Here is a 19,844-nt window from a genome sequence, read left to right on the forward strand (position 1 = left end):
ACGTGAAATCTGCTTTTGCTTATCTATTGAGAATGGCCGGCCTGGTCGCATTGCTCTTCATGGCATCTTTCTCGGTTGCCGCGCGCGCGGAAGTCACCGTAACCTTCTATTCGCACGATTTCGGCAAGAATTTCCCGCACGCCTTTTTCATGGCCAAGGGCGAACTGGCCGACGGCAAGAAGGTGGACTCCGGTTTTGGCTTTACCGCGATCAACGTGTCGCCAGGCATATTGTTCGGCTCGGTCAACGGCCATGTGAAGGCGCCATCGGCCGACTATATCGCCAGCAGCAACCCGCATTTTACCGTGAAAATCAGCGACAAGAAATATCGCGATCTGATGGCCGTCGTGCAAAAATGGCAGACCATTCCCCAGAAAAGCTACAGTCTCAACAAGCGCAACTGCGTCCACTTCATCAATGATGTGATCAAGACGCTCGATCTCAAGACCAATTTGAAAACAGCCAACTGGAAGAAACCGCGGTCCTTCATGGAAGAAGTCATGAAGCTCAATCCATTTCTCAAATAAGCAAGGCGCGCGATATGACGGACGTTTGCATGATAATCGGGGCAGGCGCCGGCATAGGGGGGCATGTCGGGAAACGCTTTGCGCAAGATGGCTATCATGTCGCCCTGTGCCGCCGCAGTGATCAGGATGGTCTCGACCAGATGGTCGCCGAAATCGAGGCATCCGGCGGCAAGGCTTCCGGTCATCTGCTCAACGCGGTGGATGAGGGAGCGATCGAGAAACTGATCGACGATGTGGAAGCGGAAATCGGGCCAATCAATGTAGTGGTTTACAATCTCGGCGCTCAGATCGGCAACCGGGCGCTGGCCGACACGCCGCTCAGGACATTCGAACTGGGCTGGCGGATGGGCACGCTCGGCCTGTTCCGGGTGGCGCAAAAACTGTTGCCGAAGATGGTAGAGCGGGGCGGCGGGGCGCTACTGGTCACATCCGCCACCTCCGCAGTGCGCGGCAATGCCGGACAGCATAGTCACGCTGCTGCGATGGGCGGACGGCGGATGCTATGCCAGACCTTGAACGCAGAATTTGCGTCGCAGAACATCCATATCGCGCATATATTGATCGACAGCGCGGTGAATGCGCCGGACACGCTGGGCAAACTGCTCGGACCGGAGCGCTTTGCCCAATTGCGGGAAGCCAAGGCGCAGGGAAAGGATGAAATCATGGAGCCGGCGGCAATCGCCGACACCTATTTCCACATCGCGCACCAGCACCGCTCGGCCTGGACCTTCGAGCTCGACATGCGCGCCTTTACCGATACCGCATGGTGGAACCACCCGCTCGATATCTGAAGACTACATCACCATCACATGATAATGGTGCCAGGTGAATATCGCCACGGCACCGCGATGCGGGGACCAGGCTTCGGCCAGCTGCCGCACGTCCTTTTCCGATGGTCGCTCCGCTTGACCGAGAAAATTCCCGACCCCGACCTGGATCGCAAGATCACCGGCGGGCCAGATATCGGGGCGGCCCTGCGCAAACAGCAGATAGATTTCCGCTGACCAGCGCCCGATGCCCTTGACCTGGGTCAGCAGCGCAATCGCTTCTTCATCGTCTTGCGGCAGATTGCCGAGATCGAGTCCGCCAGAGAGGATCAGTTCTGCGAGGCTTCGGGCATAGCCCTGTTTCTGGCGCGACAGACCGCAGGCGCGCAGCTCGTCAAATTCGGTGGCGATCAGCGCCTCTGCAGGACAACCGTCGCCCAACCGCGCTTCCAGCTTGCCCCAGACCGCCGCCGCAGACGCCACGCTGACCTGCTGACCTACGATGGTGCGGAGCAATGTCTCATAGCCTTCCGGACGGATCCGTGGTTCGGGATAACCGGATTGCGCAATAGCCGCCGCCAGCCTTGGCTCGACCGCGCTGGCGTGGTCCAGCCCGGCTTTGATCATTTCTTTTGATAGGCCCATCGAATAAGCGTCCCCGTTTCGGCCCTTGATTCTTTTTGAAGGTCCAGACATAGCGTGCGGGATTTTCAATGAACAGTCACTAAGGGGTAGCTATGCCAACGATTCACGTAACCGGCCGCGATGGCGAAGAAAAAGCGGTTTCCGTCGACAGCGGAATCAGCGTCATGGAAGCGATTCGCGACAATGGCTTTGATGAATTGCTGGCTTTATGCGGCGGCTGCTGTTCCTGCGCCACGTGCCACGTTCATATCGATGCTGACTGGAAAGCCAAATTGCCGCCAATGAGCGAAGATGAAGATGATCTTCTGGAAAGCAGCGACCATCGCGACGAATTTTCTCGCCTCAGCTGTCAGATCGAACTGTCTGACGATCTTGAAGGTCTGAAAGTCCGGATTGCCGAAGAGGACTGAAACTCTCCGACAACTTGTGAAGAAAAAAGGGAGCGCTATCCAGCGGCTCCCTTTTTTCTTGCCATAATCCGCTATTTCTTCAGCTTTATGATCGCGCGCGGGCTACCGTCTGGACCACTGGTGCCGTCGACTTTCCAGCGCATGTTCTTCGTTGCACCGCTGATGGTCAGGCCATCTTCGGTGTTGTTGGTCAGAACGTCGCCGTCTGTCGCGATCGTGAAAATGCCGTCAATCGGTTGCGTCTTCGATCCACCCGCTGAGCCGCCCATTGTCGAGGGTCCCATCGCTCCGGCCAGACCGCCTGCTCCTGCCATAGCCGGCGTCAGCACTTCGAATTCTCCGCCGCTGCGCCGGATGATCTGGACAAAGGGAAATTGCATCGTCGCGCCCGGTATGGTTGGAAATGCGAACATCTGATCAAATTTGCCGCTGACCGCATATTCGACCTCGAACAGATTATCGCCCATATATTCGACCTTGTTCCAGCCGTCATATTTGGCGAGCTTCTCTGCGAATTTTTTCAGACCTTCGTCATCGCCCGGCACCGCTCCGCCGAACACCGAGCGCATCGCGGCATTTTTCTGATCTTCGTCCGTTTGATCGCTTTCGGCAGGTTCATCAACCATGGTCCCGGATTGCGAAGACATCGGATTGTCATTGCCTTCAGCGAGCTGCATCTGCCCGACATAGGTGAAATCATAGGTTCCGTCGTTCATCAACCGCAATTGCGAATCAAATTTTCCGGGGATAAGCAAGCACCCTGCTAACAGAAGCGGCGCGACCAGGGCCAGGGCCCACTTGCTATATTTCCCCACGACTAATCCCCTTTTTTCCTCGTATATTCGGCATATAGAGCAATGGCGGCGGCATTGGAGACATTCAGGCTTTCCATCTTGCTGCTCATCGGCAAGCGGGCCAATGTGTCGCAATGGGCGGCAACATTCTGCCGCAAGCCTTCGCCTTCCGCGCCCATCACCAGCGCAATCTTGCCGGTGCCCATCGCAGCTTCAAGTTCATCACCGGCATCGCCGTCGAGCCCGATTCGCCAGTAACCGGCTTCGGCAATGTCATCGAGCGCGCGGGACAGGTTGACGACCCGGATCCACGGAACAATTTCCAGTGCCCCCGAGGCAGATTTTGCCACAACACCCGATTCGGGTGGGGCATGACGGTCCTGGGTGATGATCGCAGCGGCATCAAAGGCTGCGGCAGACCGCAGAATAGCGCCAACATTATGCGGATCGGTCACCTGATCCAGCAATAATAAGGGACGATCGGTCTGTTCATCCAGTACATCGCCGAGCCAGATATCGGGCAGGGGGTCGACGTCGGCGACCATCCCTTGATGCGGCGCATCGCGCGGGATTACCCGCCCGAGATCGGCAACATCGCAGATCACGACCGCGATATCATCAGGGATCTCTAGCGTTGCCAGGGCCTCGCGCGTGATCGAGATTTTCTTGATCACCCGTCTGGGATTGTCGAGCGCTGCCTCGACCGCATGGCGTCCCCAGAATTTGAGACCACCACCGGTTTTCTTTATAGATTTGTTCTTGCGTGCCATAATTGCTCTCTAGACGCTATGGCTCCTGCCGACAGCCTTTTTTTCTGCAAATTTCATTGGGCAGGCATTGACAGTTTGTCATCCCTTCGTCATTGAGCCGCTCTTGTCGCCGATGGCGGCCTTGGATACCCGGATGGACAGGTGGCCGAGTGGTTAAAGGCAGCAGACTGTAAATCTGCCCGTGTAAGCGTACATAGGTTCGAATCCTATCCTGTCCACCACTACTCCGGGAAAGCCCCGCTCCCCGATATGGACGGAATGGGCGGCAGAATTATCCGCAGTGTCGCCATATATATGTCGCGACGCCAGAGCTGCTCCTGCGATATTCAACAATCCGATACTGCACCTTCACCCAATGGCAGCCAACCGACCATGATTGTCGTTACATCCAGAATATTGGGGTGTCGGTAGCTCTGGCAGGCCATATATGTGCGGAATAGATGAACCGCACCACGCTGCTCACCTGGATTGAGTTTCTATACCCTTTGCGAGCGCGAGGTGAAAAGCAAGGTTGGGAAGAAAGCGGGTCGCATCCAGTACCCAACCTTGCCAAGGTCCCGATTAAGGCAAAATGGCAAAAGAATAGTTAAGGCATTATACCTATCTTAAATATTCCGAGCACGTGCGCGCGCAAATCGAAGAGGGTCCGGTCTCTCGATAGTTTTGCCATATATGTTGCACCCTCCGATCGCGCCTTCAGACGTTCAATAATCGGATGATGCACTCTCGACGGGGTTGGACTAGATACAGCCTGTCTATACGATAATTTGATCAAACGACCCCCGGGAACCAGAAAAGCGGACATGGCGAAACAGAAATATCATTCATGACCGATAGTCTCGCGCAATATGGCCTAGGGCTTTCCGTGCTTTTATTCGTCCTTCTGGCGACTCTCGAAGCTATGTTCCCGCGGAAAAAGCGATCGATGCCGCGCGGCAAGCGCTGGCGCACGAATATAATCATCATCATCGTCGACAGCTTGGCGCTCAGGCTGATGGGGCCGGTTGCCGCGATCTCAGCCGCAATTTTTGCCGAGCAGAATAACTTCGGCCTGTTCAACTGGATCACTCTGCCCGGCTGGCTGGAATTCATGCTGGCGCTCATCCTGCTGGACCTGGCGATCTATGCGCAGCATGTGATCAGCCACAAGGTCCCGCTGCTGTGGGCGCTCCACAAAGTCCATCATGCCGATCGCGATATCGATGTTACGACTGCGGTACGGTTTCACCCGCTCGAGATCATATTGTCGATGCTGTATAAATGCGCCGTGGTCTTGCTGCTTGGCCCCAGTGCAGTGGCAGTGTTCGTTTTCGCACTTTTGCTCAACCTTTGCGCGATGTTCAATCATGCCAATCTGAGATTGCCGGAATCGATCGACAAAATTCTGCGTCTGTTTGTCGTGACACCCGATATGCACCGCGTCCATCATTCGACCGTTCGTGAGGAAACCGACAGCAATTTCGGTTTCAGCATTTCGCTCTGGGACAGGCTATTGGGGACCTACACAGCGCAGCCAGCCGCCGGCCATGATGATGTCGTGATCGGTCTGGACGAATATCAATCCGAACATCCGGCGGAGCTGTGGTGGAGCCTCGTGCTGCCGTTTCATGATGGCTATCGTTCGAAAATAGGCTCCGGTTACAATAGAAATTCTTCATGACCCGCTAATTACGCTGGGTTCCAAAGCGGTTAGAAGCCACATATGGGAATATATATAAATAGCTGGCCATCATAGCTGCGCCCCGTCAGGCAGAAAGTCATCCATGAAAAAATTACTTATCCTTGTTCTTTTTGCCATCGCCGTAGCGAGTTTCTTCTATTTTGATCTCGGTTCGCAGCTTACACTCGCCAATCTGAAGGAACAGCAAGCCGCTTTTGATGAGCAATATCGAGCGGCACCCTATCTGGTTATCGCGATATTCTTTCTGGTCTATGTGGTGACAACAGCCACCTCGTTACCCGGAGCGCTGATCCTGACCTTGGCAGCTGGCGCGCTGTTCGGGGTGGTAACCGGCACGATCATTGTTTCCTTCGCATCCTCGATCGGAGCGACAATCGCTTTTCTCTCGTCACGCTACCTGTTTCGCGATGCGGTAAAATCCCGCTTTGGCGACCGGTTGAAGGCGATTGACAAAGGGGTTGAAAAAGACGGTCCCTTTTACCTGCTGACGCTCCGTCTGGTGCCGGTATTTCCCTTCTTCCTGATCAACCTGCTGATGGGGCTTACCGCGATCAAGGCGCGCACCTTCTATATCGTCAGCCAGATCGGCATGTTGCTCGGCACACTGGTCTATGTGAATGCCGGAACCCAGCTCGCCAATATCGACGAAGTCAGCGATATCGGCTCGCCGGGTCTGCTATTGTCTTTCGCCGCGCTCGGTGTAACCCCCTGGATCGGCAAGTGGATCGTCGGACTGATCAAGCGCCGGAAAGTCTATGCACGCTGGACCAGGCCGAAAAAATATGACCGCAATATGGTGGTCATCGGAGCCGGTGCCGCCGGTCTGGTGTCATCCTATATCGCAGCAACGGTGAAGGCCAAGGTGACTCTGGTCGAGACATCGAAAATGGGCGGCGACTGCCTCAACTATGGCTGCGTCCCCAGCAAGGCGCTGATCAAGAGCGCCAAGGTCGCCGAACAGATGCGCAATGGTAGTGATTACGGACTGAACAAGGTCGAACCGACCTATAGTTTCAAGGCTGTAATGCAGCGCATTCACGGCATTATCGCCACCATCGAGCCGCATGACAGCGTCGAGCGCTACACCGGCCTCGGCGTCGATGTGGTGAAGGGCTATGCGACGATTGTCGATCCCTGGACGGTCGAGATCAGGCGAGAGGATGGCGAGACACAGAGATTGACCACGCGCTCCATCATCATTGCCACCGGCGGCCGGCCCTTTGTGCCCGATCTGCCGGGTCTCGATGAGGTCGGCTATGTTACCAGTGACACGCTGTGGGACGAATTCGCGCAGATGGACGATATCCCCAGACGGATGATCATACTCGGCGGCGGACCGATTGGCTGCGAGCTGAGCCAGGCCTTTGCCCGGCTGGGAGCGGAAGTGGTTCAGGTGGAGCGTGCCGACCGCCTGCTGGCGCGGGAAGATGACGACGTAGCGGCACTGGCGCTGAGCGCGCAGCAAGGCTCGGGCGTTGAAGTTTTGACCGGCCATGATGCGGTCCGCTGCGAGATGGTGGACGGCGAAAAACGCCTGATCCTCGCGGCCGCTGGCGAAGAGAAGAGCATCGCTTTCGATGCGCTGGTGGTTGCGGTTGGACGCAGCGCGCGCCTGAGCGGCTTTGGACTGGAAGAGCTGGGCATTGAAACCGACAAAACGGTGGTCACCGATGATTATCTGGCGACGCTCTATCCGAATATCTTCGCAGCCGGCGATGTCGCCGGACCCTATCAGTTCACTCATGTCGCCTCGCATCAGGCCTGGTATGCCTCGGTAAACGCCCTGTTCGGCCAGTTCCGCAAGTTCAAGGCCGACTATCGGGTCATACCTTGGACGACGTTCATTGATCCCGAAATCGCCCGCGTTGGCCTGAATGAGCAGGACGCCAAGGCGCAAGGCATTGCCTATGAAGTGGCCACATATCAGATGCACGAACTGGACCGGGCGATCGCGGACAGCGCCACGCAGGGCTTTGTCAAAGTGCTGACCCCGCCGGGCAAGGACAAGATACTGGGCGTCACCATCGTCGGTGATCATGCCGGAGAATTGCTCGCCGAATATGTGCTGGCGATGAAATATAATCTTGGCCTGAACAAGATAATGGGAACCATCCACACCTATCCGACCATGGCGGAAGCCAATAAATATGCCGCCGGTGAATGGAAACGGGCCCATGCACCGGAAGGCCTGCTGCGCTGGGTCGAACGCTATCACAACTGGATGCGCGGATGATGGGCGTCCTGCAGCAAGGGCAAGGGCTGATCGGGCTGACGCTGATCCTCCTGTTTGTCTGGCTAATGTCCGAAAACCGGCAGGCCCGACCGAGTTGGAAATGGATCGGCGGCGCGCTTCTGCTGCAATTTGCCGTCGCGCTGGTGATCGTCCGGGTGCCCTTTGTCTGGGATATTATCGGCCTCGCCAATCAGGGCGTGATGGCGATAGAAAAGGCCACGCTGGTCGGATCATCCTATATGTTCGGCTATGCCGGCGGGGCGGAACTGCCCTTTGTCTTGAAAGAGGGCGCGCAGCCGCCGCTGATCATAGCCTTCCAGATATTGCCACTGGTCATCGTATTCTCGGCATTGTCGGCCCTGCTGTGGCATTGGGGCCTGCTCGCCTTGATCGTCCGCAGCCTGTCCTGGGCGCTGCGCAAGACCATGGGGGTCAGCGGCGTCGTCGGGCTGAGCGGCGGGGCGAATATCTTCCTCGGCGTGGTCGAATCGCCGCTGGTTTTGCGCGCCTATTTCGAGAAGATGAGCCGGGCGGAACTGTTCATGGTGATGGTACTGGCGATGTCGACCATCTCCGGCGCGATCCTGGTCCTCTACGCTTCTACCCTGTCCGCCACGGTGCCCAATGCCGTCGGCCATATGATCTCCGCATCGCTGATCTCGCTGCCAGCCGCCATATTGTTGGCCCGGCTGATGGTGCCGGGCGATGGCAGGACCGAGACCAGCGACGAGGAGGAGCCGGGACTGAAATATGATGGCAGTATCGACGCCATCGTGCGCGGCACCATGGAAGGCGTGCAGGTATTTCTGGCGGTTATCGGGATCATCCTCGTGGTCTTCGCGCTGGTCGCTCTGGTCGACCAGATATTGACGATATTGCCCTATGTCGACGGTCAGGCCGTAACGATCAAACGGGCCTTCGGCTGGCTGTTCGCACCGGTGATGTGGACCCTCGGCGTGCCCTGGGATCAGGCACCGGCGGCGGGTGCGCTAATGGGTACCAAAACGATCCTCAACGAATATGTTGCCTATCTCGATCTTTCCGCGCTGCCGGAAGGCACCTTCGACCCGCGCAGCCAGCTGATTGTCGTCTACGCATTGTGCGGTTTCGCCAATCTCGCCAGCGTCGGGCTGCTGGTGTCGACCATCGGCACACTGTCTCCATCACGCCGCGTGGAAGTCGCCGGGCTCGGCATGAAAAGCTGGATCGCCGGCAATTGCGCCACCGCGATGACCGGCGCGGTGATCGGTCTGATAAGCTTTGCGTGAGGAGGCCAGATGCTTGATTCCCGGATAAGGCCGCTGATCGATCCGCCGCTCAACGCCATCGGCAGGAGGCTGGCGCAGGCAGGTGTTACGGCCAATCAGGTCACCATCGCGGGTGCCGTGATCGGCATCGGCGCAGGTGTTGCCATCGGCTATCGCTATTATCTCTTTGGTCTCGCACTGGTGCTGCTCAGCCGGCTCCTCGACGGCCTCGACGGCGCTGTTGCGCGAGCGACGAGGCAATCCGATTTCGGCGGCTATCTCGATATCGTCAGTGATTTTGCCTTCTATGTCGCGATCCCGCTCGGCTTTGGTTTCGCCGCTTCCGCCAATCTCCCCTTCGCGATGGTCCTGATCGCCAGCTTCACCCTGACCGGTATCAGCTTTCTCGCCTATGCCGTGATGGCGGCCAAAGCGGGCCGTGAAACCGACGCGCACGGCAAGAAGAGCTTCTTCTACAATACAGGGCTGGCGGAAGGCACAGAAACGATCGTCGCGTTCGTGCTGATGTGTCTGCTACCGCAATATTTCGCCGTCATCGCCGCCGTCTTTTCGGCGATGTGCTTGATCACCGTGATCCAGCGGACCATCGCTGCGAAAGTTGACTTTTCCTAAACCGCCTGTGAGACCATCCATCCGGACTGCGGTCTGGCAAAGGAGCGGGCGCAGATCGGGCCGTGAACAGGGGATGAGTTTTATGGCAGACGGTAAATGGACAGAGCGGCTGAGCAAATCGGCGTTGATATTCGGCATTGCAGCGCCGCTTGTCGCAATGGCCGGCGTCACCCTTGCGCGCTATGACATGATCGGCAAGCTTGCCGGATTTTCCGGCATATTGGCCGGGGCGTTGATCGCAATCGTTGCAATTATAACCGGTGCAATCGCGCTTGCATTGGCTTTCAGAAATGGCGGCAGCAAGAAAGCCGCCTTATTCGGATTGCTCGTTGCGCTGATTTATATCAGCTTCCTCGGCTCCCGCGCAGCGGCTGGCGGAGACGTTCCCGCTATCCACGATATATCCACCGACCTCGCAAGTCCGCCGCAATTTGTTTCCCTGCCGTTGAGAGCCGACAATCTGGCCGGTGTCGATACGGTTGAAAACTGGCGCGCGATACACGCCAAAGGCTATCCCGACCTGCAATCGATCACCATCGCGAAGCCGGTGGCAGCAGTGATTGCCGATGCAGAAAGGATCGCCCAGGAATTGGGCTGGAATGTCGCTGTCGCTGATCCTGCGACTGGCCATTTTGAAGCCACCGCCAGCGTCTCCTATATCCGCTTCAAGGATGATGTCGTCCTGCGCGTTGTGCCAACCGAAGACGGCGCGTCCAGCATCGTCGATATGCGTTCGGTCAGCCGGGTTGGCGTCAGTGATCTCGGGGTCAACGCCAAGAGGGTCCGGTCCTTCCTCGATAGACTGGCGAAGGTTTCCGACTAGGACAGGATCCAGGCCGATCTGGTGTTGATATGACGGGTGACATGGGCGCTACCCATCGCGCATCAAGCCCGGTTCGAATGGAGAGCGGAAAGCCGGAACAACTTCGGTCGCTGATCATCCTGTCTTGACGGGCCATAAGCTCTGAGCCATGCGCTGGCAATGCGATTTTTCTCTGACAATGCTGCGTCGGTGCACCCCAGACTGCTGGAATCGCTCGCCGCAGCGAATGCGCCCGATACCGCCTATGACGGCGATGCGCTGAGCGCCCAGCTGAACACGGCTTTTTCCGATCTATTCGAGACCGAGGTCGAGGCCTTGTGGGTAGCAACCGGAACGGCGGCCAATTCGCTGGCGCTCGCCGCCATGTGCCAGCCGCATCAGGGTGTGATTTGCCACAAGGAAGCGCATATCGAGCAGGACGAGGCCGGTGCGCCCGGTTTCTTCACCGGCGGCGCGAAGCTGATGCTGCTCGACGGGGCCGGGGCAAAGCTCTCGCCGGAAAGCCTCGAGGCCCATTGCGCGGCGATCCGCGACGACGTCCATCAGGTTCAGCCCGCCGCAGTGTCGATCACCAATGCCAGCGAATATGGGATGGTCTACCGGCCCGACGAAGTCGCTGGCCTCGCCGAAATCTGCAAGGCACGCGGGCTCGGGCTGCACATGGACGGCGCGCGCGTTGCCAATGCGGTTGCCACGCTTGGCTGCTCGCCCGCCGACCTGACCTGGAAGGCCGGTGTCGATGCGCTCAGCTTCGGCTTTGTCAAAAATGGCGGAATGAGCGCTGAAGCCCTGATATTTTTCGATCGTGAAATGGCCGCCGACACTCATTATCGCCGCAAGCGCGCCGGCCATTTGCAGTCCAAGGGCCGTTTTCTTGCTGCGCAGATACTGGCGATGCTGGAGGATGACTTGTGGCTCGACAATGCACGCGCTGCCAACGCCGGCGCGCAGATCATTGCCAAGGCCGCTGGCGATCGATTGGTATATCCGGTTGAAGCAAACGAGATTTTCATCAAATTGTCGGCAGACGAAGCGGCGCAGTTGCGCGGCATCGGATTTGATTTCTATGACTGGGGTGAAGGACAGGCGCGGCTGGTAACTAGCTGGAACCAGAGCGCCGAGGATATCCGCCCGCTAGCCGAAGCGATCGCCGCGCTGTGAGCGGCGACGAGAGCGCTGAACCCAGCCTGCTCACTCCCCGCATCCTGATCCCCTTCCTGCTGGTCTCGCTGATCTGGGGGTCGACCTGGCTGGTGATCAAGGACCAGATTTCCGAAGTCCCGCCCAGCTGGTCGGTCAGCTACCGCTTCATCATTGCCGCTGCCGCGATGTTCGTGCTGGTGGCCTACAAGCGGCTGTCCTTCCGGCTTGACCGCACCGGCTATCTGTTCGCGCTCATCCTCGGGCTTTTTCAATTCTCCTTCAATTTCAACTTTGTCTACAATGCAGAGTTGTTCATCACCTCTGGCCTGGTCGCGGTCCTGTTCGCGCTGTTGATGGTCCCCAACGCAATATTGGGCCGCATCTTTCTCGGCCACAAGATATCTGGCGCTTTTCTCGGCGGCTCGGCCATTGCCGCGACCGGCATCGCGCTATTGTTCTGGCACGAATATCGCGCTTCCCCGGCCAGCCTCGAACAGGTGCTGATCGGTGCCTCGCTGGCCTTCTGCGGCATATTGTCGGCGTCGATCGCCAATGTGATGCAGGCTGGCGAGCGGCTGAAATCCTATCCGATCATCACGGTCCTCGCCTGGGCAATGCTGTTCGGGGCCCTGATCAATGTCGCGCTGTCGTGGATCACCGTCGGCCCGCCAGTCTATGAAATGCGCGCCGCCTATTGGGGCGGGATTGTCTATCTCGGTGTCATCGGCTCGGTCGTCACCTTTCCGCTCTATTTTTCGATGATCCGCGAAATAGGGCCGGGCAAGGCGGCCTATTCCAGCGTATTGGTGCCGGTGGTGGCGATGATCCTGTCGACGATTTTCGAAGCCTATGTCTGGACCTGGCTGCCGGCCGGTGGAGCGGTACTGGCAATGCTGGGATTGCTGGTGGCGCTGCGCGCGCGCAAGCCGAAGACACCGCGGATCGCGGCCTGACGATCAGTCGAGCAGCGACTGCAGCCCTGCTTTATAGTCCGGATATTGCGGCTGCCAGTTGAGCAGCCGTTTGGCCTTGCCATTGGCCACGCGGCGATTCTCTTCATAGAAACCCAGCGCTGCCTGCGACAGATTGGCGTCCTCCAGCGACAGCAACGGCGGGACCTCCATGCCCAACAGGCGCGCTGCATGGGCTATTACTTCATGCTGCGGCGCAGGCAGGTCATCGGAAATATTATAGACGCCCGCCGGTCCTTCGAACGAGCCGATCACGGCGCTGACAATATCATCGACATGGATACGGCTGAACACCTGTCCGGGCATATTGACCCGTCTGGCCTTGCCGCTGCGGACGCGGGTCAGCGGGCTGCGTCCCGGACCATATATGCCGGGCAGGCGGAAGATGTGCATGTCATCGCGCAGCTCCTGCCAGCGCTGGTCCGCCTCGCTGCGGGCCTTCCGGCGGCCCGAACCGATCGGCGCGCTTTCGTCCACCCAGGCACCGTCAACATCGCCGTAAACGCCGGTGGCGGAGAGATAGCCGCACCATCCCAGCGACGCTTCCCTGATCGCTTCGCCATATTGCTCGAGCACCGGTTCGCTGTCATCGCTCGCCGGCGGAACCGAGGAGAGGACATGGCTCGCCGATTCCAGCGCCGCCAGCACGGACGGCCTATCGTCAAAAGCCAGTGCCCCATCACTCGCTTCCCGGCGGGTGCCGTTCACCTCATAGCCTTCTGCCCGTAACCGTTGTGCCAGCCGCGAGGCCGTATAGCCCATTCCGAAGATCAATATGCGCGGCATCAGCAGTTACTCTTTCTCCAGCGGGTCAAGCCTTGCCCACTCCCTTTGACCCAAGCCATAAACGCAATTGCGCGGGGTGCAAATGGCTCTTATGGCAAGGCCCATGTTAGATATTCAAAAAACACCGAATGACGAAATGGCCGATGCCGCGCCAGCCCCCAGGGATCCAGCGACGATCCGGCGAGAGGATTATCGTCCGCCTGCCTGGTTCATTCCGGAAGTGGAACTCGACTTCGATCTCGATCTGACGCGGACCGTGGTCCGTTCGAAACTGGATGTCCGGCGCTCGAAAAGCGCGAAAGCGGACGAACCACTGATCCTGCAGGGCGACGATATCACCCCGGTTTCGGTCAAGGTAGACGGCGAGGCCCGCACCGACTGGACACTGGTTGAGGGCGATCTTGTGCTGCCCTTGAGCGGCGCAGCCCATAGCGTCGAAATCGAAGTTGAACTCGATCCGTCGACCAACACCCAGTTGATGGGCCTCTATGGCTCGAACGACATGCTGTGCACACAGTGTGAAGCGGAAGGATTCCGCCGGATCACCTTCGCGCCCGACCGGCCCGATGTGCTGAGCCGCTATCAGGTGCGGATGGAAGCCGACAAGGCGAAATTCCCCGTATTGCTCTGTAACGGCGACAAGGTTGCCGAAGGCGATGGCGAAAATGGTCGCCACTGGGTGCAGTGGAATGATCCCTGGCCGAAGCCGAGCTATCTGTTCGCGTTGGTCGCCGGTGATTTGGTCGCCAATAATGATAGCTTCACCACCCGTTCTGGCAAGCCGGTCGAGCTCAATATCTGGGTCCGCGACGGCGATCTCGATCGCACCGGCCATGCCATGCAGGCGCTCAAGGATTCGATGCGCTGGGACGAGGAAACCTATGGCCGCGAATATGATCTCGGCCTGTTCAACATCGTCGCGGTCAGCGATTTCAACATGGGCGCGATGGAGAATAAGGGGCTGAATATTTTCAACTCCCGCTATATTCTCGCCGATCCGGAAGTCGCGACCGACGCCGATTTTGACGGTATCGAGGGCGTGGTCGCACATGAATATTTCCACAACTGGTCCGGGAACCGTGTCACTTGCCGCGACTGGTTCCAGCTCAGCCTGAAGGAAGGTTTCACCGTCTACCGCGACCAGAGCTTCTCCGCCGACATGGGTTCGGCCGCGCTAAAGCGGATCGAGGATGTGCGGATATTGCGCGCAGCCCAGTTCCCCGAGGATGCCGGCCCGCTGGCCCATCCGATCCGCCCGGAAAGCTATCAGGAAATCTCCAATTTCTACACCGCAACCATCTACAACAAGGGCGCGGAAGTCATCCGGATGATGAACACGCTGATGGGGCCGGAAAATTTCCGCAAGGGCACCGATCTCTATTTCGACCGCCACGACGGCGAGGCCGCGACCTGCGAGGATTTTGTCACCGCGATGGAAGACGGCGGCGAAATCGATCTCAGGCAGTTCCGCAAATGGTATGAAACCCCGGGCACGCCGCGGGTCAGTGCGACATTGTCCCACGATCCGCAGGCCGGCACCGCAACGATATACCTGACCCAGAAAATCGCCCAAAATGGTGAGAAACCAAAGGCGTCAGAACTTCTGATTCCGCTGCGGACGGCGCTGCTCGATCCGGAAACCGGCGCGCATCAGGGCGAACAGCTGCTGTTGCTCGACCAGGCAGAAAAAAGCTTCACCCTCGACGGCTATAAGGATCAGCCGATCCTGTCGATCAACCGCGGTTTTTCCGCACCGATCATATTGGACAGCAACCAGACCGCCGAGGAACTGGCTTTTCTGTCGGCCCATGATGACGATCCGTTCGCGCGGTTCGAGGCGGTGCAAAGGCTGATGACCGGCTATCTGACGGCAAAGGTGCTGGGCACGCCGGTCGACCGCGATATCATCCTGCTGGCTGTAGCGAAAATACTGGCCGACACATCAATCGATCCCGCCTTTCTGGCCGAACTGATCCTGCTGCCGAGCGAAGCCTTTCTCGGCGACCAGATGGTCGAGGTCGATCCACAGGCGATCCACGAGGAACGCGAGAAATTGCGCGGCAAGATCGCGGTGCAGTTCGAAAAACAGTTCCGCAAATTATACAAGAGTTGCTGGCCGGGTGAATTCTCGCTCGATGCCGAGGCGCGCGGAAAGCGCAAATTGCGCAACGTAACGCTGGGCTATCTGGCCGCGTCATTCACCGAAGATGCCGCCGAAATCGCTTTCGAACAATATCGCGAAGCGGATAATATGACCGCGATGCAGGGCGCGCTGGCGGTATTGTCGCATCTCGAGGCCGACGAACGCGCGATTGCCTTTGATGATTTCTACAAGCGGTTCAAAGGCAATGCGCTGGTCCTCGACAAATGGTTCAGCCTGCAGGCGATGTCGCAGCGCGCCGATACGCTGAAACGAGTCGACGGCCTGTCGCGTCATCCCGATTTCACCATGTCCAATCCCAACCGCGTGCGCTCCCTCTATGGCGCGTTCACCGGCAATGTGGTCCGCTTCCACGATCCGTCGGGCAAGGGTTACCAGATGATCGCCGATATGGTGATCGCGCTGGACAAGCAGAATCCGCAAACCGCAGCCCGCTTCATCCCGACGCTCGGGCGCTGGCGGCGCTACGAACGGGGACGGTCGGAACTGATGCGGCTGGCGCTGGAGAAGATCGCGGCGCAGCCGGAATTGTCGAAAGATGTCGCCGAACAGGTCCACAAAAGCCTTGCTTGATATCACCACGTCTCCCCTGCTTGATGGTGCGAAACACGGTTTTCTCGGCCGGGCAGGGGGTGTTTCGGAGGGTATCTATGCCGGACTGAATATCGGTCTGGGCAGCGATGATGATCGCGACACGATCATGGAAAACCGCCGCCGCGCGACAGAAGGCCTGTTGCCTGGCAGCGAACTGGTGACGGTGCACCAGATCCACAGCGCGGAAGTCGTGACCGTCACCGGCCCTATCCCACTCGACCAGCGTCCCAAGGCCGATGCGATGGTCACCGACCGGCCGAACCTGTTGCTCGGCATATTGACCGCCGATTGCGTACCGGTGCTGTTTCATGATCCCGAAGCCAATGTGATCGGCGCGGCGCACGCCGGCTGGAAGGGGGCGCTGGCCGGGGTCACCGACAATGTGCTCACAGCAATGGAAGCGCTCGGCTCGGATCGAGCGAATATCGCCTGCGCCATCGGCCCTTGCATCGCGCAGGCCAGCTATGAAGTGGACGCGGCCTTCCGTACGCGGTTTCTCGACGCTGACGCAGGCAATGATCGCTTCTTCGCCGCCGGAAAGCCGGATCATTATCAATTTGATATCGAGGATTATGTCGCTGCCCGCCTGCAAGCGGCAGGCATCAGCAGGATCGATAAACTCGGCCTCGACACCTATGCCAACGAAGACCGCTATTTCAGCTATCGCCGATCCTGTCATCGCGATGAAGCGGGCTATGGCCGACAAATATCGCTGATCGGTCTTGCGGTTTAATATTGATTTCCACCGTCACCCCAGCGAAGGCTGGGGCCCAAAGCAATCTGGCTGTTAGGAACGGCCAATCGGGGTGCACGCCAGCCCGAGCTGGCAAGACGGGGGACAGGAGAGAGCATGAACGCACAACGCATCGGTCTATGGGCGGGGCTCGCCGGATTTGTCGCCATGCTGCTCGTTCCGGCTCCGGAAGCCATGTCGACACCCGCTTGGCATGTCGCCGCGCTGACCCTCTTGATGGCGACCTGGTGGATGACCCAGGCGGTGCCGCTGACGGCGACGGCCTTGCTGCCCTTTCTGGCGCTGCCGACGATGGATGTGATGAGCGCGGGTGAAACCGCCAGCCAATATTATTCGCCGATCCTCTTCCTCATTCTCGGAGGTGCCTTTCTCGCCTTGGCGATCGAGCGGGTCGGCTTGCACAAGCGTCTCGCGCTGGCGATTATCGGCCTGTCCGGCAAGACCGCCTGGGGCATATTATTCGCCTTCATGATCGCCACCGCCTTGCTCAGCATGCTGATTTCCAACACCTCCTCGACCCTGATCATGATTCCGATTGCGCTGGCAGTGCTGGTCGCCGGCGGGGTCAGGGACGGCGAGACCGAGGGCTTTGCCGGAGCCCTGATCATGGGCGTTGCCTTTGCCGCCTCGATCGGCGGCCTTGGCACTCTGGTTGGCAGCCCGACCAATGCGATTGCCGCCGGCCTGATCAACAAGACATTGGGCATGAACCTCAATTTCCTCAGTTGGCTGAAATTCGGTATCCCGATCGTGATCATCGGTATCCCGGTATTGGCCTTCATTCTCATTACAGTTCAGAAGGTCGGCCGGAACAGTTTCGACGGCGTCAAGGCAAAGCTGGCCATCGGCTCGCCGGGTCCGTGGAGCGTACCGGAAAAACGCCTCGTTCCCGTAGTCGCCATCGTCGTGCTCGGCTGGCTGTTCCTGCCACAGCTCAAGACGATCTTCCCGGAAGGGGCCCTGCACGACGGCAGTATCGCAATATTCGGCGGCCTGCTGCTATTCTCTCTGCCCGATGGCACCGGGAGGCGGCTGCTCAACTGGGACGAAGCGGACAGGGCGCCATGGGGCGTGATCATGCTGTTCGGCGGCGGCCTCGCGCTGGCCGCGGGAATCATCGAGTCCGGTCTGGCAGAATGGCTGGGCGGAGCGCTGGAACCGCTGCAGTCGGTACCGGTCCTTATCATCGCCATCGCGCTGGTTGCGCTGGTCATCCTGGTCACCGAATTTGCCTCCAATGTCGCCACGGCCAGCGGCATCATGCCGGTGGTCGCCAGCCTGATCCTCGCCACTGGTGTCGATCCGGTGCTGCTCGCGGTACCCGCTGCCATGGCGGCAAGCTGGGGCTTCATGCTGCCAAGCGGTACCGGTCCCAATGCCATTGCCTGGTCGACCGGCCATATCGAATTGCCGAAAATGCTGAAATCCGGCCTGCTGCTCGATCTCGCCGGCATCCCGATCATAATCGGCTGCATCTGGATGGTTTCCGTTGTAACCAGTTAGATTTTGAGGCATGACTTCATTCAAATATTTGATGTGGAGAGACAGAATATGGCCAAGCAGGATGATCCCAACGCAGCCGTCCCGGTGACCCGCCGCATGCCCAAGGCACCGATCGAGAAAATTGGCGGGCGCAAGCTGAAACCGGCGACGCTGATGATGGGCCACGGCTATGATCCGGAGCTTTCCGAAGGATCGCTCAAGCCACCGATCTTCCTGACCTCCACCTTCGCCTTTGAAAATGCCGCTGCCGGCAAACGTTTCTTCGAAGGCATCACCGGCAAACGCCCCGGCGGTTCCGATGGTCTGGTCTATTCGCGCTTCAACGGTCCCAATCAGGAAATTCTCGAAGACCGGCTGAGCATCTGGGACGAGGCCGAGGATGCGCTGGTTTTCTCCAGCGGCATGTCGGCGATCACCACAGTGCTGCTGGCCAACGTCAATCAGGGCGATGCCGTCGTCCACAGCGGCCCGCTCTATGCCGCTACCGAAACGCTGATCAACAAGATCCTCGGCCGCTTCGGTGTCACCTTTCTCGACTTCCCCGCCGGTGCCACACCGGCAGAAGTCGCCGCGATGCTCGAACAGGCCAAGGCGCAAGCCGAGGCCAATGGCGGCAAGGTCGCGATCATCTATCTCGAAAGCCCGGCCAACCCGACCAACGCGCTGGTCGATATCGAAGGCGTTGCCGATGCCCGCGAGCAAGTCTTTGGCAAAGACGGCGCACCGCCCATCGCCATCGACAACACTTTCCTCGGACCGCTCTGGCAGCAGCCGCTGAAACATGGCGCCGATATCGTCATCTACAGCCTGACCAAATATGTCGGCGGGCATAGTGATCTGGTCGCGGGCGGCGTGCTCGGCAGCAAGGCGCATATGGACCCGATCCGCGCGATCCGGAACACGATTGGCACGATCTGCGATCCGAATACCGCCTGGATGCTGATGCGCAGCCTCGAGACGCTCGAACTGCGCATGACCCGGGCCGGTGAAAATGCGGAAAAGGTCTGCGCCTTCCTGCGCGACCATCCCAAGGTCGACGGCCTCGGCTATCTCGGCTTCATTGAGAACAAGAGCCAGCAGGATATTTACGACCGCCATTGCAGCGGGGCCGGTTCGACTTTCTCCCTGTTCATCAAGGGCGGCGAAGCAGAAGCCTTCCGTTTCCTCGACGCGATGAAGATCGCCAAGCTGGCAGTGAGCCTCGGCGGCACCGAAACGCTGGCCAGCCTGCCAGCCGCGATGACCCACATATCCGTCCCGGACGAACGCCGCGCCGCCCTCGGCATTACCGACAATCTGGTGCGCATTTCCATTGGCGTCGAAGACCCGGATGATCTGATCGCTGACTTTGATCAGGCGCTGGCGGCGGTTTGAAGGACGGGCTGTGCCAAAACGTGCGGGT

The 19,844-nt window shown here is 58.8% G+C and carries 18 protein-coding genes and 1 tRNA gene; 15 read left to right on the plus strand and 4 right to left on the minus strand.

Translation table 11 applies throughout. The features are described 5' to 3' along the window. Nucleotides 1–2: 2 nt before the first annotated feature. Together AZE99_RS03230 and AZE99_RS03235 are read left to right on the plus strand one after the other, a co-directional pair. The gene (locus tag AZE99_RS03230) at nt 3–527 is read left to right on the plus strand and encodes a hypothetical protein (RefSeq protein WP_067198043.1); all 525 of its coding nucleotides are present in this window, start codon (nt 3–5) and stop codon (nt 525–527) included. Between the two features lie 14 nt (nt 528–541). Then, entirely contained in the window at nt 542–1,318 is a 777-nt protein-coding gene (locus AZE99_RS03235; RefSeq protein ID WP_067198044.1) for an SDR family NAD(P)-dependent oxidoreductase, read from the plus strand. A gap of 3 nt (nt 1,319–1,321) precedes the next feature. On the opposite strand, the gene AZE99_RS03240 is transcribed toward AZE99_RS03235, so the two are convergent. Beyond that, the gene (locus AZE99_RS03240; protein ID WP_067198046.1) at nt 1,322–1,939 is read right to left on the minus strand and encodes a DNA-3-methyladenine glycosylase family protein; all 618 of its coding nucleotides are present in this window, start codon (nt 1,937–1,939) and stop codon (nt 1,322–1,324) included. Between the two features lie 92 nt (nt 1,940–2,031). Here AZE99_RS03240 and AZE99_RS03245 point away from each other — a divergent pair, with 92 nt between their 5' ends. After that, nucleotides 2,032–2,349: a 2Fe-2S iron-sulfur cluster-binding protein gene (locus tag AZE99_RS03245; protein ID WP_067198048.1), complete on the plus strand. Its 318-nt coding sequence runs from the start codon at nt 2,032–2,034 to the stop codon at nt 2,347–2,349. A 71-nt stretch (nt 2,350–2,420) separates the two neighbouring features. On the opposite strand, the gene AZE99_RS03250 is transcribed toward AZE99_RS03245, so the two are convergent. Both AZE99_RS03250 and rlmB read right to left on the minus strand, forming a co-directional pair. Next, nucleotides 2,421–3,065 (minus strand): hypothetical protein, encoded by a 645-nt coding sequence (locus tag AZE99_RS03250; RefSeq protein ID WP_156472082.1) that lies wholly within the window; start codon nt 3,063–3,065, stop codon nt 2,421–2,423. A 101-nt stretch (nt 3,066–3,166) separates the two neighbouring features. After that, nucleotides 3,167–3,913, minus strand: coding sequence for a 23S rRNA (guanosine(2251)-2'-O)-methyltransferase RlmB (rlmB, locus tag AZE99_RS03255; RefSeq protein ID WP_067198051.1), 747 nt, complete (start codon nt 3,911–3,913; stop codon nt 3,167–3,169). Nucleotides 3,914–4,048: 135 nt separating this feature from the next. On the opposite strand from rlmB, the gene AZE99_RS03260 reads away from it, so the two are divergent. From AZE99_RS03260 to AZE99_RS03295, 8 genes are all read left to right on the plus strand, one after another. Then, nucleotides 4,049–4,134 (plus strand) — tRNA-Tyr (locus tag AZE99_RS03260). Nucleotides 4,135–4,739: 605 nt separating this feature from the next. Next, entirely contained in the window at nt 4,740–5,573 is an 834-nt protein-coding gene (locus tag AZE99_RS03265; protein WP_067198053.1) for a sterol desaturase family protein, read from the plus strand. 103 nt (nt 5,574–5,676) lie between these two features. Next, nucleotides 5,677–7,827, plus strand: coding sequence for an FAD-dependent oxidoreductase (locus AZE99_RS03270; protein WP_067198055.1), 2,151 nt, complete (start codon nt 5,677–5,679; stop codon nt 7,825–7,827). Further along, on the plus strand, nt 7,824–9,095 hold the full coding sequence (locus tag AZE99_RS03275) for a NupC/NupG family nucleoside CNT transporter (protein WP_156472083.1): 1,272 nt from the start codon (nt 7,824–7,826) through the stop codon (nt 9,093–9,095). Before AZE99_RS03270 ends, AZE99_RS03275 begins: the two co-directional genes overlap by 4 nt. Before the next feature lie 9 nt (nt 9,096–9,104). Then, entirely contained in the window at nt 9,105–9,707 is a 603-nt protein-coding gene (locus AZE99_RS03280; protein WP_067198059.1) for a CDP-alcohol phosphatidyltransferase family protein, read from the plus strand. Between the two features lie 82 nt (nt 9,708–9,789). After that, nucleotides 9,790–10,530, plus strand: a complete 741-nt coding sequence (locus AZE99_RS03285) for a DUF1499 domain-containing protein (RefSeq protein WP_082788440.1) — start codon at nt 9,790–9,792, stop codon at nt 10,528–10,530. Nucleotides 10,531–10,689: 159 nt separating this feature from the next. Beyond that, complete coding sequence (locus AZE99_RS03290) at nt 10,690–11,691, plus strand: threonine aldolase family protein (RefSeq protein ID WP_067198062.1); 1,002 nt, start codon at nt 10,690–10,692, stop codon at nt 11,689–11,691. Then, nucleotides 11,688–12,626: a DMT family transporter gene (locus AZE99_RS03295; protein ID WP_067198064.1), complete on the plus strand. Its 939-nt coding sequence runs from the start codon at nt 11,688–11,690 to the stop codon at nt 12,624–12,626. Before AZE99_RS03290 ends, AZE99_RS03295 begins: the two co-directional genes overlap by 4 nt. Before the next feature lie 3 nt (nt 12,627–12,629). On the opposite strand, the gene AZE99_RS03300 is transcribed toward AZE99_RS03295, so the two are convergent. After that, nucleotides 12,630–13,430 (minus strand): SDR family oxidoreductase, encoded by an 801-nt coding sequence (locus tag AZE99_RS03300; RefSeq protein ID WP_067198066.1) that lies wholly within the window; start codon nt 13,428–13,430, stop codon nt 12,630–12,632. Between the two features lie 136 nt (nt 13,431–13,566). On the opposite strand from AZE99_RS03300, the gene pepN reads away from it, so the two are divergent. The 4 genes from pepN (at nt 13,567) to AZE99_RS03320 (ending at nt 19,816) form a co-directional block, all read left to right on the plus strand. Continuing rightward, a complete protein-coding gene (gene pepN / locus AZE99_RS03305) occupies nt 13,567–16,164 on the plus strand; it encodes an aminopeptidase N (RefSeq protein ID WP_156472321.1) in 2,598 nt (865 codons plus the stop codon). Continuing rightward, complete coding sequence (gene pgeF / locus AZE99_RS03310; RefSeq protein WP_082788217.1) at nt 16,130–16,918, plus strand: peptidoglycan editing factor PgeF; 789 nt, start codon at nt 16,130–16,132, stop codon at nt 16,916–16,918. Before pepN ends, pgeF begins: the two co-directional genes overlap by 35 nt. A 117-nt stretch (nt 16,919–17,035) precedes the next feature. After that, nucleotides 17,036–18,442 carry an SLC13 family permease gene (locus AZE99_RS03315; protein ID WP_067198069.1) on the plus strand — a complete coding sequence of 469 codons (1,407 nt, stop codon included), beginning with the start codon at nt 17,036–17,038 and terminating at the stop codon, nt 18,440–18,442. 48 nt (nt 18,443–18,490) lie between these two features. After that, on the plus strand, nt 18,491–19,816 hold the full coding sequence (locus tag AZE99_RS03320) for a cystathionine gamma-synthase family protein (RefSeq protein WP_067198071.1): 1,326 nt from the start codon (nt 18,491–18,493) through the stop codon (nt 19,814–19,816). Nucleotides 19,817–19,844 lie beyond the last annotated feature (28 nt).

Source organism: Sphingorhabdus sp. M41 (assembly GCF_001586275.1).
GTDB lineage: Bacteria > Pseudomonadota > Alphaproteobacteria > Sphingomonadales > Sphingomonadaceae > Parasphingorhabdus.

Coding starts and splice junctions, on each gene's coding strand:
- pgeF (WP_082788217.1), top strand. CDS start 16,130: ATGTCGCCGAACAGGTCCACAAAAGCCTTGCTTGATATCACCACGTCT.
- AZE99_RS03320 (WP_067198071.1), top strand. CDS start 18,491: ATGGCCAAGCAGGATGATCCCAACGCAGCCGTCCCGGTGACCCGCCGC.
- AZE99_RS03300 (WP_067198066.1), bottom strand. CDS start 13,430: ATGCCGCGCATATTGATCTTCGGAATGGGCTATACGGCCTCGCGGCTG.
- rlmB (WP_067198051.1), bottom strand. CDS start 3,913: ATGGCACGCAAGAACAAATCTATAAAGAAAACCGGTGGTGGTCTCAAA.
- AZE99_RS03250 (WP_156472082.1), bottom strand. CDS start 3,065: ATGAACGACGGAACCTATGATTTCACCTATGTCGGGCAGATGCAGCTC.
- pepN (WP_156472321.1), top strand. CDS start 13,567: ATGGCCGATGCCGCGCCAGCCCCCAGGGATCCAGCGACGATCCGGCGA.
- AZE99_RS03280 (WP_067198059.1), top strand. CDS start 9,105: ATGCTTGATTCCCGGATAAGGCCGCTGATCGATCCGCCGCTCAACGCC.
- AZE99_RS03270 (WP_067198055.1), top strand. CDS start 5,677: ATGAAAAAATTACTTATCCTTGTTCTTTTTGCCATCGCCGTAGCGAGT.
- AZE99_RS03290 (WP_067198062.1), top strand. CDS start 10,690: ATGCGATTTTTCTCTGACAATGCTGCGTCGGTGCACCCCAGACTGCTG.
- AZE99_RS03265 (WP_067198053.1), top strand. CDS start 4,740: ATGACCGATAGTCTCGCGCAATATGGCCTAGGGCTTTCCGTGCTTTTA.
- AZE99_RS03245 (WP_067198048.1), top strand. CDS start 2,032: ATGCCAACGATTCACGTAACCGGCCGCGATGGCGAAGAAAAAGCGGTT.
- AZE99_RS03275 (WP_156472083.1), top strand. CDS start 7,824: ATGATGGGCGTCCTGCAGCAAGGGCAAGGGCTGATCGGGCTGACGCTG.
- AZE99_RS03240 (WP_067198046.1), bottom strand. CDS start 1,939: ATGGGCCTATCAAAAGAAATGATCAAAGCCGGGCTGGACCACGCCAGC.
- AZE99_RS03235 (WP_067198044.1), top strand. CDS start 542: ATGACGGACGTTTGCATGATAATCGGGGCAGGCGCCGGCATAGGGGGG.
- AZE99_RS03285 (WP_082788440.1), top strand. CDS start 9,790: ATGGCAGACGGTAAATGGACAGAGCGGCTGAGCAAATCGGCGTTGATA.
- AZE99_RS03315 (WP_067198069.1), top strand. CDS start 17,036: ATGAACGCACAACGCATCGGTCTATGGGCGGGGCTCGCCGGATTTGTC.